Raw genomic sequence first — 10612 nt, 5'->3', positions numbered from 1 at the left:
CCGCGCGTCTCGCCCAAGGCACTGGCCAACGCGCGGCAATGCCTGATCTACTACGTCCTCCGGCACTGGTTTGCCGGGGGTAAAGAGATTTGACGCAATCTTTGTCTGAAAAGTCTATGGGTCGAGAAGAAAGATCACCTCTTCCCTGACCTTATCGAATCGACGAGACTCGGAGGCTCAGCCTTTGATGCGCAGCCGGCGTCTGGACCTCTTGAGCAAAGCCCAAGCATCAAGAAGTTCTTTGCCGACACTGTCAGCTGCAGTCTGCTGCCGAGATCCGATACCCTTTGAAGAACAGCGAACTAAAGCAGCTCACTCTGAAGTCAGAAAGAAACGCCCCCCGCAGGCTCTTGCCGGCGGGGGGCGAAATTTGCGGCTGAAGAATCCGCAAGGCCGTGGCCTTCTCAATAGCTGCGGGCCCAGAGCACGCGGCGCGTAGTCGGGCGACCGGTGAGGATGCAGGGGGTCTCGGGGCCGCAGCCCATGTCTCCCTGCGGGATGCAGCGGATGGAAATGCGAAGGCTCTTGCCGAGCTCCTCCTCCTGCTCGGGAGTGCCGTCCCAGGGGCAGAGCAGCCAGTCGGCATCGCCCTCGCCGCTGAAGTTCGCCTTGAGTTCCTCGAGGCTGTTGCAGGGGCGAATGTGGCTGTCGCGGAACTGCTGCTGGCGCGTCAGAAGGGCATTCTGAATGTCGTCGAGCAACTCGACAACAGCGTCGACCAGCTCGGCTTCCGCGACGAAGGCTTTGTCGCCCGTCGGCTGATCGCGGCGGCAGAGACAGACGCTGCCCTTCTCAAGATCGCGCGGGCCGATTTCGAGGCGCACCGGCACACCCTTCTTGATCCACTCCCACTTCTTCGTGCCGCCGCCGAGGTCGCGCTCGTCGACGGTGACGCGGATGGGCAAGCCGTGGAAGCTCTGAGCGCTGAGCTTGTCCGCGAGCTCGCGGCAGTGGGCGAGAATGGCCTCGCGGGTCTCGGCCTTGGGGGTGACGGGGATGATGACAACCTGCTTCGGCGCCACGCGGGGCGGGCAGACGAGACCGTCGTCATCGGAATGCGCCATGATGAGCGTGCCGATCATGCGCGTCGAGACGCCCCACGAGGTCGTCCAAGCGAACTGGCGTTGGTTGTTGCGGTCGGCAAAGCTGATGTTTTGAGCCTTGGCGAAGTTCCGGCCGAGGAAATGCGAGGTGCCGGCCTGAATAGCCTTGCGATCCTGCACCATGGCTTCGACCGTGAAGGTGCGCACTGCTCCGGGGAAGCGCTCGTGCTCGGTCTTTTCACCGGGGATGGAGGGCACGGCAAGCACATCGCGCTGGAAGTCCTCGTAGACCTTGTGCATCGTCGCCGTCTCGAGCTCGGCCTCTTCGCGGGTCTCATGGGCGGTGTGGCCTTCCTGCCACAGGAACTCGGCGGTGCGCAGGAAGATGCGCGGGCGCATTTCCCAGCGCATCACGTTGCACCACTGATTGACTTTGAAGGGGAGGTCGCGGTAGGACTCGAGCCAGCGCGAGAAGGCGGCACCGATGACGGTCTCGGAGGTCGGGCGGATGACGTACTTATCGGTCAGCTCGCCGGCCGGAATCATGCGAGTCTTGCCGGTTTCGGGGTCTTTGACGGCCTCGAGGCGGTGGTGGGTGACGACGGCACACTCGGTGGCGAAGCCTTCGGCATGCTCGGCTTCCTTCTCCAGATAGGCGACGGGGATGAGCATGGGGAAGTAGGCGTTGGTGTGGCCGGTGCGCTTGAATTCCGCGTCGAGCTGCTGCTGGATGAGTTCCCAGATGGCGTAGCCCCAGGGCTTGATGACCATGCAGCCGCGCACCTCGGAGTTCTCAGCGAGGTCGGCGGCTTTGATGACTTGCTGGTACCATTCGGGAAAGTCCTGGGCGCGGGTGGGGGAGATTGCGTTCTGTTGAGCCATAAATGTGTTGTTCCGAGGGGATTTTAGAGAAACTTGCGGAAATGTCAACCGGAAAAGCGCGGCTCAGCCCGCCTGCCGACGCTCGGCCCCTTGCCGCTTGCGGCAACTGAAAGCTAAGCAGACAAGCAGCAGGCTGAAGGGCCAAAGCTTGGTGAAAAGCAGAGCGAGGGCGAGCGTGCATGAAGCGGCGCGGCTGATGCGCTGCGCGAGAGCCGGCGAACGCAGGACTTCAGCCAGAAGGCGACCGCCGTCGAGAGGGATGACGGGCAGGAGGTTGAACAGACTCCACCAGAACGAGACGGGCAGCAGGATGTCGCCGACGGCGCAGGCAATCCCCTGCCCCGCGGCTCCGCTCAGCGCCGGGTCGCGTCCGCAGAGCACCTCGCTCGCGCGTCGCAGCACATCGGCCTCGCCGCCCGCCATGAGCAGCAGAGCGAGGAGCGCCGGCAGAAGCCCCGCGAGAGGGCCGGCGAGGCTTGTGATGATGCTGCCCGTGCGCGAGAGCCGGGCATCGGCATGCAGGCAGCCGCAGCCGGCGGCGGAGAGCAGGATGACGGGATGCCCGCCGCCGAGGGCCCGGCCGACCAGAGCGTGCCCGAGCTCGTGCAGCAGCAGGCAGAGCAGGCTTGCCGCCATGAAGATGAGGACGTCCGCGACCGAGCGGCTCCCGAAGAGCAGCGCGGCTGCGGCAAGGGCCGCCCAGAGCGAGGGCGCGACGGCGACGGGGATGCGAAACAGGCGCAGGCGTATCATCCGCCCTTCATTGTACGCGATGCGGGGCGGCAACACAAGAGCTGCCGCGCTTTTTTGGCGCGGCGCATCATTTCCCGCATGACAGCCGGGGCGCCTTCATGTATAATGCCCCTGCGCCATGGCTTTCACACACCTACACGTCCATACGGAGTATTCCCTGCTCGACGGCATGATTCACACGAAGGATCTGATTCGCAAGTGCGCGGAAATGGGGATGAGCTCCGTGGCGGTGACGGATCACGGCAACGTGTTTGCCGCCATTGAATTCATGGTGAACGTGAAGAAACACAACAAGGGCGTGCAGGAGTGGAACCGCGAGCACCCCGATGAACCCAAACCGATTTTCAAGCCCATTCTCGGCTGCGAGGTGTATCTGGCGCCGACGCCGCTGGATGTCAAAAAGCAGATACCCGGGCGCCACAAGTACACGCACCTGATTCTGCTCTGCGAGTCGAATGTCGGCTGGGCGAATTTGATCAAGATGGTCTCCCGCAGCCATCTGGAGGGCTTTTATTACAAGCCGAGGGTGGATATGGCGACGCTGCGCGAGTTCAGCAAGGGGCTCATCTGCCTGACGGGCTGCATCTCCGGGCCGCTGCAGGAGTGGATTCTCCAAGACCAGCCCGAGAAGGCGGAGGAGGTGCTGCTGGAGCTGCTGGATATCTTCGGCAAAGACAACCTCTTTGTCGAGCTGCAGGACCATGAGCTGGAGGAAGAGCGGCGCTGCACCCCCGAGCTGGTGCGCCTTGCGCGCAAACACGACGTGCCGCTGGTGGTGACGAACGATGCCCACTTCCTCAACGAGGAGGATCACGACGCGCACGACATCCTCATCTGCGTGGGCACGGGCAACAAACGCAACGACGCCCGCCGCATGCACTACCCGAAGTCGGTCTACCTCAAGAGCGAGGAAGAGATGCGCCGCCTCTTCCCGGAGTATCCCGACGCCTACGAAAACACGAACGTGATCGCCGAGCGCTGCAACACGTCCATCAAACTCGACTCCACCTCGACGGAGCGCTACCCCGAGTTCGCCACGCCCGACGGCTCGCCGCGCGAGGAGTACCTGCGCAAGATTTGCTACAAGGGGCTCGAGGAGCGCTACGGCAAGGAGCGCGCCGAGCACGATGAAGAGCTCCGCCGCCGCTTGGACTACGAGCTCGACACCATCAATCACCTGCGCTTCCCGAGCTACTTCCTCATCACGGCCGATTTCATCAACTGGGCGAAAGACCACGACATTCCGGTGGGGCCGGGCCGCGGTTCGGCGGCGGGCTCGCTGGTGGCCTATTGCATGAAGATCACCAACATCGACCCCTACAAGTTCGGCCTGATCTTCGAGCGCTTCCTCAACCCCGAGCGCGTGAGCCCGCCGGATATCGACATTGACTTCTGCCAGAGCCGACGCCCCGAAGTCATCGAATACGTGCGCCGCAAATACGGTGAGCGTGCCGTGACGCACATCATCACCTACGGCACCATGGGCGCCAAATCGGTGATCAAGGACGTGGCTCGCGTGCTCAACCTCGAGTTCGCCGACAGCGATCGCATGACGAAGCTCATCGAGAGCGGCCCCGGCGTGACCCTCAAAAAGAGCTACGAGACCAACGAAGATCTCCGCACCCTCATCGAGCAGAATGACATGTACCGCGAGGTGTGGGACTACGCCCTGAAGCTCGAAGGCACCATCCGCAACGTGGGCATGCACGCAGCCGGCGTCGTGATCGGCGACCGACCGCTGGATGAGTACGTGGCCCTCACGCGCGACGATCTGAGCAACCCCGCGGGCGAAGTCGTCGCGCAGTGCGACATGGGCGCCATCTACAATGCCGGCCTGCTCAAGATGGACTTCCTCGGGCTCAAGACCCTCACCGTCATGAAAGACGCCGAGCGCTACGTGCGCTGGCGCGTGCCCGACTTCCGCTACGATGCGGTCGATATTCAAGATGCCGAGACGCTTGCTCTGCTCAACCGGGGCGACACCATGGGCGTCTTCCAGCTTGAATCCGGCGGCATGGTCGATACCTGCCGCAGCTACGGCATCGACAACATCGAAGACATCATTGCCCTGCTGGCGCTCTACCGCCCGGGCGCCATGCAGTTCATGGACGATATGATCGCCGTGAAGAAGGGGCTCAAACAAGCGGAATACGAGCATCCGCTGCTCGAGACGGTCGCCGGCCCGACCTACGGCGTGATGATCTACCAAGAGCAGGTGCAGGCCGCCGCCAAGCTGCTGGCCGGCTACACCCTCGGCGGCGCCGACCTGCTGCGCCGAGCCATGGGCCACAAGGACATGAAGGAGATGCAGGAGCAGCGCAACCGCTTCGTCAAAGGCTGCCGCGAGGTCAACCAAATCGACGAGAAGACCGCCAACGCCATCTTCGATAAAATCCAGAAGTTCGCCGGTTACGGCTTCAACAAATCGCACTCCGCCTGCTACGGCCACATCTCGTACTGGACGGCTTACCTCAAGGCGCACTACCCCGTGGAGTTCCTCTGCGGCCTCATGTCCAACGAAGCGACGAATGAAAAAATCGGCGTCTTCATCCAAGAAGCAAACCGCATGGGCATCGAAGTGCTGGGGCCCTGCGTCAACCGCTCGGCCGTGAAATTTCAGCCCGAGACGATGCCCAACGGGCACTTGGCGGTGCGCTTCGGCCTCGCCTCGGTCAAGAGCATGAGCTCGGAAACGGTGCGCGTCATCGTCGAAGAGCGGGAAAAGAACGGCCCCTACAAGAGTCTCGAAGACTTCTGCTACCGCATCCCGCCGCAGGCCGTGCGCCGCAACCAGCTCGAAGTGCTCGTTCAGTGCGGCGCCTTTGACTGGATGCACGTGTGCCGCGCCGGCATCTTCGACTCCATCGAGCAGTGCCTCAACGGCGCCTCCAGCGTGCACAAGGACAACGAAGCGGGCCAGATGAGCCTCTTTGATATGACGGAAACCGTCTCGCCCGCCGAAGAACAGGTGACCGTGCAGGAATGGCCGAAGGCCAAGCGCCTCGACGAAGAGAAGTTCCTGACCGGAGCCTACTTCACGGGCAACCCGCTCGACAGCATGCGCGGCATCATCGACCAGCCCCGCTACGTGCAAATCGGCACCCTGCCCGACCTCGAAGCCGAGGAAATCCGCAGCCAGCGGGACATGGCCGGCATGATACGAGCCGTCGTCATCAAAACGGCGAAGTCCTCCGGGCAGAAGTTTGCCGTCATCACGGTGGAAGACTTCACGGGTTCGACCGAGGTGCTGCTCTGGGGCGATTCGTACACGAAGGCCGCCGCCGTCGAGGGCCTGCTGCAAGAGGGCAACTTCGTACGCTTCCGCGCCCGCATCACGATAGACGAAAAGAGCGGCGGCAAGAAGGTGTCCGGCAACGGTCTTGAGCTCATCGGCGGCAAATCGCGCCGAGGCGGTGCCGCGTCGGCGCATTACTACGAAATCACGCTCAACACGGCTCGCCACGACGAAGGCGACTTGCAGCTGATTCGCGAAACGCTGCTTCGCCACCCGGGCAAGACCCCCGTCCACCTGAACTTCCGCAACTCCTTGGGCAACCGCGCCTGCATCGAGCTGGGCGAACGCTTCCGCGTCACGCCCTCCCCCGCGCTCGACGAAGAGCTCTCCCTCTACAGCTGAAGAACGCCGCCGCCCGCCACCGGCAAAGCTCCGCCATGGATAAGCCTGACACCCCCTCTCCCGACAAGCCCGCACGAGCCGCAGCCTCGCCCGTCTCACCCCCATCGGACGCAAGCCCGACCGCCGCCAGCGCGCCGACCGCCGCCCCGCAACATGCAAGCCCGACCGCCGCACCCGCGCCGAGCGCCGCCCCGCAACACGCAAGCCCGACCGCCGCACCCGCGCCGAGCGCCGCCCCGCAACATGCAAGCCCGACCGCCCCACCCGCGCAGCCGAGCTCCCGCCCCTCCCTCTGGCAGGGCGCCCTCGCCCTCTGCCTGCTGGGCATCGTCGCCTGCCTGCTCTACCTCTACGCGATACCGCAACAGGCCGGCGATGCGCCCGAGACGCAACCCACCATCACCCTGCCCGAGGGCGGCGTCCGAAGCGACGCCTTTTCGCTGCGCCTGCTGCAAGCGGCTGCACGCCAGAGCAGCGGCAACGCCGTCGTGTCCCCGGCCATGGTGACGGAGATGATTCTGGCGCTGCGCGAAATCGACGGCCGGCCGATCGACGAAAGCTGCCGCCACTTCGGGCTGAGCGCGACGCAAATCTCCCCCTCGACCCTGCCGCTCTACGCGATGCAACTCTTCGCCGACGAGCAGCAGGAACTCACGGCAGAACACCGAGACATCGTCTCCGTACCGCTGGCGCGCCAATACCGCTCCTGCCTCAGCCTCATCAACCGCCTGAGCGCCGCCGACCCCGGCAAAAATTCCCTGGTGCTGATCGACTCGGATCTCTCACCGCAGATGCAGATTCTGGCGGTCGCCGACCTGAGCTGGGAGCCGCGATGGCTCACCCCCATCAGCAAAGACCTGCGGCAAAACCTCCCCTTTTACGGCCGAGGGGCCCAACCCGAAGTCCCCACCATGTGCACAACGGCCCGCTACCGCTGCGCCGAAGCAGCCGACGGCTCGTGGACGGCAGTGACGCTTTTTCTGCGCCGCGATGAAAAAGAAGGCGACTCGCTGGGCTACACCATCGTCATGCCGAAAGGCAACGTGCGAGACTTCGTCGGCCACATGACCCTCGAACAACTCAACGCCATACGGGCGGCTCTTCTCGAAGCCCCCGAGCGCCCCGTCTGCCTGCAGATTCCCGTCCTGCACATCAGCTCCGGCGGCGTGCAGGACATGCTGCCCCTGCTCCGCAGCATGAACATCGACCCCATGCCGCGCTCGCGAGCCGGAGAGAACGAAGGGCAAGCCATGCGGGGAGCGCTCTACCTGCGCTTCAACCTGCGCCTGGCGGAAAGCACGGATGAGGAAATCGAAAACACCGGCGGCGCTTCGCGTGCGGGCAACGACGGCCCGACGCTCACCTTCTCGCGCCCCTTTGTCTGGTGGATCAGCGACGCCGCATCCGACGCCCCCTTCCTCTTCGCCGGCATCACCGAAGCGCCGTGAGGGATGGGGCCGTCTTGTCCGGTTTGCCCTTCCCGCTCCCGGAAAGCGCTCATTTCTCCGCCGTCCGCCCGGCTCGAAGCTATGCGGGAATCCGACGGGCGCCGATGAGACGCGACGCTCGGTCGTGCCGCATGCCGACTCCGAACGGGCTGACGGCACGTTGTGCCCGGTTTCGGTGATGAGCGATGGCGGTCTCGGCTTCAGCGCAGCATGGCGAGGGCTCGCTCGGTGCAGGCGAGGGCGCGCTCGACGTCTTCTTCGGTGTTGTTGACGCCGAAGGAGTAGCGCGTGGTGCCGGTGATGCCCAGCGCTTGCATGAGGGGCTGGCAGCAGTGGTGCCCGGTGCGCACGGCGACGCCCATCTGGTCAAGCAGGGTGCCGAGGTCGTAGTGATGTACGCCCGGTACGCTGATGGAGATGAGCGCTCCGCGCCCGTCTTTCGGGCCGAGGATGTTGATGCCGCCGATGGCTTGCAGCCCTTCGTAGAGGCGGTGCGTGAGCTTTTGTTCGTGGCGGTCGATGGCGTCCGCACCGATGTTTTGCACGTAGCGCAGGGCTTCGGCAAGGACGATGTTGCCGCCGATGTTGGGGGTTCCGGCTTCGTATTTGAAGGGGAGTTCGTTGTAGGTGGTTTTGGCGAAGGTGACTTCGCGGATCATTTCGCCGCCGCCTTGCCAGGGCGGCAGTTCGCTGAGCAGGGCTTCGCGCCCCCAGAGGACGCCGGTGCCGGTGGGGCCGTAGACTTTGTGCCCGGAGAAGGCGTAGAAGTCGCAGCCGAGGGCTTGGACGTCGACGGTCATGTGCGCGGTGCTCTGCGCGCCGTCGATGAGGACGAGGCAGTCGGCGTTGTTGTGTTTGGCGGCGGCGGTGATGCGCGCAACGGGGTTGATGCAGCCGAGGGCGTTGGAGACCCAGGGGACGGCGACGAGGCGGGTTTTCGGGCTGAGCAGGCGCAGGTAGGCATCTTCGTCAAATCGCAGCTCGGCCGTGAGGGGGATGGGTTTGAGGACGGCGCCCGTGCGCTCGCAGAGCATTTGCCAAGGGACGATGTTGGAGTGGTGGGCGTCGGTGGTGACGAGGATTTCATCGCCTTCGCGCAGGCGTCCGGCGATGCCGAGGACCATGGCGACGAGGTTGATGCCGGCGGTGCAGCCGGAGGTGAAGATGATTTCCTTGGGCGAGGCGGCGTGCAGGAAGTCGGCGGCGCAGGCTCGCGCTTGTTCGTGGGCTTCGGTGGCGAGGCGGCTCAGGTAGTGGGCGCCGCGGTGGATGTTGGCGTTCTGCTCTTCGTAGTAGCGACGCTCGGCGTCGATGACGCAGTGGGGTTTCTGGGTGGTGGCGGCGTTGTCGAGGTAGACGAGGGGGTTTTTGCCGATCGTCGTGCGCAGGATCGGGAAGTCGGAACGATGGTTCATTAGTTGCTCTCTTTGAGGTGCTCGACCATGCGGTAGGCCTGCTCGGGGACGTACTCTTTCCACTGTTCGTCGTCGGCGCGTATCATGCGGATGATGTCGCGCGGGGTCTGGAAGAGGAGTTTTTGGTTGAAGTAGGGGACGTCGACGATGTCTCCGTTGGCGCAGAGGTGGCGGTAGAGGTAGTGGTATTTCTCCGGGGCGCGGTAGGTGGTGGCGGTGACGAATTCTCCGGTTTTGCGGTTGATCCACGGGGTGACGTAGAATTTCGTGCGGTTGACGAAGATGTGCCCCATGGTGGCGAGGATGCCGCCGGGTGTGTCAGCCCATTTTTCTTTGAAGACTTCGTTGAGCAGGCCGATGGAGAGGGCGATGGCGACGGGTTCTCTGGTGTATTGGTTGAGGAGGGTGGAGATGCGGTGGAAGTGGGTGATGTTCGTCACCATGACGGTTTTGCCGAGGGCGGCGAGGGCGTCGGCTCGGTCGATAAAGTCGAGCAGGTCGACGTCGCGCCCGCGCAGGAGGTTGGAGAGGGAGATTTCGCAGATGTCGATTTCTCGGCTGCGCTGCTCTTCGGGCAGGGATTCGTAAAATTTGCTCCGTACGCTGTCCATCATTTCCATGTGGATTTTGCACAGCGGCAGGAAGCTGCCGCGCATGAGTACGATGGGGCGTTTGTAGAGGAGGTCGGCCGGCTGCGCGACGGTGCCGTCGGGGCAGAAGAGGGTGGCTTCGGAGAGGCCGCTCCGGACGAGTTGGAGGGCGAGTATTCGGTTGTCGAACATGCTGAAGCCGTGCCCCGAGAAGCGCATGAAGTCGACTTCGTAGAAGCTGCGATCGAGGTTGGCGCCGATGTTGAGGACGAACTCGTCCATGCGCTCGCGCTTGTAGAAGAGCGAGTAGAGGACGTTGACGCCGAGGATGCCCAGCACGCGCATCTGGATGTCGTGGTCGGGGACCAGGAGGCGGACGTGGAGGACGAAGTCGCTGGGCGGGGCTTCGGGTTTGAGCTGGAAGCGCACGCCGATCCACGCGGCCCAGGGGCCGTTGTCTCTGTAGCCTTTGCATTTGACGGTGTTGCAGAAGGCGAAGAAGCAGGTGTCTTTGCCGCGCTTTTCTCCGAGGTGGTTGATGAGGGTTTCGTATTCGCACTCCATCATTTGCTTGAGGCGCTCTTCGGAGACGTAGCGTTTGACGGGGCCGTAGAGGCTGTCGCTGACGGTCATGTCGTAGGCCGAGATGGTTTTGGCGACGGTGCCGGCGGCTCCGGAGGAGCGGAAGAACCAGTTGGCGGTTTCTTGCCCGGCGCCGATTTCTGCAAAGGAGCCGTAGCACTGCTTGTCCATGTTGATGCGGAAGGCTTTCTCCTGCGTGGCGGCAAGCGACTGGGTGACGGAGGACATGGGGAGTTGTGAGTGCAAGGTTATACGGGGTTCG

At 63.7% G+C, this 10612-nt stretch carries 6 protein-coding genes; 2 read left to right on the top strand and 4 right to left on the bottom strand.

Going from position 1 to position 10612, the window contains the following annotated elements; genetic code table 11:
- Positions 1 to 404 precede the first annotated feature (404 nt).
- On the bottom strand, positions 405 to 1925 hold the full coding sequence (gene proS / locus AC6UAL_RS04805) for a proline--tRNA ligase (RefSeq protein ID WP_500682231.1): 1521 nt from the start codon (positions 1923 to 1925) through the stop codon (positions 405 to 407).
- Between the two features lie 63 nt (positions 1926 to 1988).
- On the bottom strand, positions 1989 to 2678 hold the full coding sequence (locus AC6UAL_RS04800) for a M50 family metallopeptidase (protein WP_500682230.1): 690 nt from the start codon (positions 2676 to 2678) through the stop codon (positions 1989 to 1991).
- A 118-nt stretch (positions 2679 to 2796) separates the two neighbouring features.
- Here AC6UAL_RS04800 and dnaE point away from each other — a divergent pair, with 118 nt between their 5' ends.
- Both dnaE and AC6UAL_RS04790 read left to right on the top strand, forming a co-directional pair.
- Complete coding sequence (dnaE, locus tag AC6UAL_RS04795; protein ID WP_500682229.1) at positions 2797 to 6315, top strand: DNA polymerase III subunit alpha; 3519 nt, start codon at positions 2797 to 2799, stop codon at positions 6313 to 6315.
- Positions 6316 to 6350: 35 nt separating this feature from the next.
- Positions 6351 to 7763 (top strand): serpin family protein, encoded by a 1413-nt coding sequence (locus tag AC6UAL_RS04790; RefSeq protein ID WP_500682228.1) that lies wholly within the window; start codon positions 6351 to 6353, stop codon positions 7761 to 7763.
- A 200-nt stretch (positions 7764 to 7963) separates the two neighbouring features.
- On the opposite strand, the gene AC6UAL_RS04785 is transcribed toward AC6UAL_RS04790, so the two are convergent.
- On the bottom strand, positions 7964 to 9178 hold the full coding sequence (locus AC6UAL_RS04785) for an aminotransferase class V-fold PLP-dependent enzyme (protein WP_500682227.1): 1215 nt from the start codon (positions 9176 to 9178) through the stop codon (positions 7964 to 7966).
- Positions 9178 to 10596: a TonB-dependent receptor gene (locus AC6UAL_RS04780; protein WP_500682226.1), complete on the bottom strand. Its 1419-nt coding sequence runs from the start codon at positions 10594 to 10596 to the stop codon at positions 9178 to 9180. The genes AC6UAL_RS04785 and AC6UAL_RS04780 overlap by 1 nt, the downstream gene beginning before the upstream one ends.
- Positions 10597 to 10612 lie beyond the last annotated feature (16 nt).

This window comes from Candidatus Parakkermansia intestinigallinarum (assembly GCF_944389695.1).
Taxonomy (GTDB): domain Bacteria; phylum Verrucomicrobiota; class Verrucomicrobiia; order Verrucomicrobiales; family Akkermansiaceae; genus Akkermansia; species Akkermansia intestinigallinarum.
The sequence above is the reverse complement of the archived record's forward strand: the minus strand, read 5'-3'. Positions and strand labels throughout refer to the sequence as shown.

What these genes read in the sequence shown, in the direction of transcription:
- proS (WP_500682231.1), bottom strand. Translation starts at nt 1,925, where the DNA reads ATGGCTCAACAGAACGCAATCTCCCCCACCCGCGCCCAGGACTTTCCC.
- AC6UAL_RS04800 (WP_500682230.1), bottom strand. Translation starts at nt 2,678, where the DNA reads ATGATACGCCTGCGCCTGTTTCGCATCCCCGTCGCCGTCGCGCCCTCG.
- dnaE (WP_500682229.1), top strand. Translation starts at nt 2,797, where the DNA reads ATGGCTTTCACACACCTACACGTCCATACGGAGTATTCCCTGCTCGAC.
- AC6UAL_RS04790 (WP_500682228.1), top strand. Translation starts at nt 6,351, where the DNA reads ATGGATAAGCCTGACACCCCCTCTCCCGACAAGCCCGCACGAGCCGCA.
- AC6UAL_RS04785 (WP_500682227.1), bottom strand. Translation starts at nt 9,178, where the DNA reads ATGAACCATCGTTCCGACTTCCCGATCCTGCGCACGACGATCGGCAAA.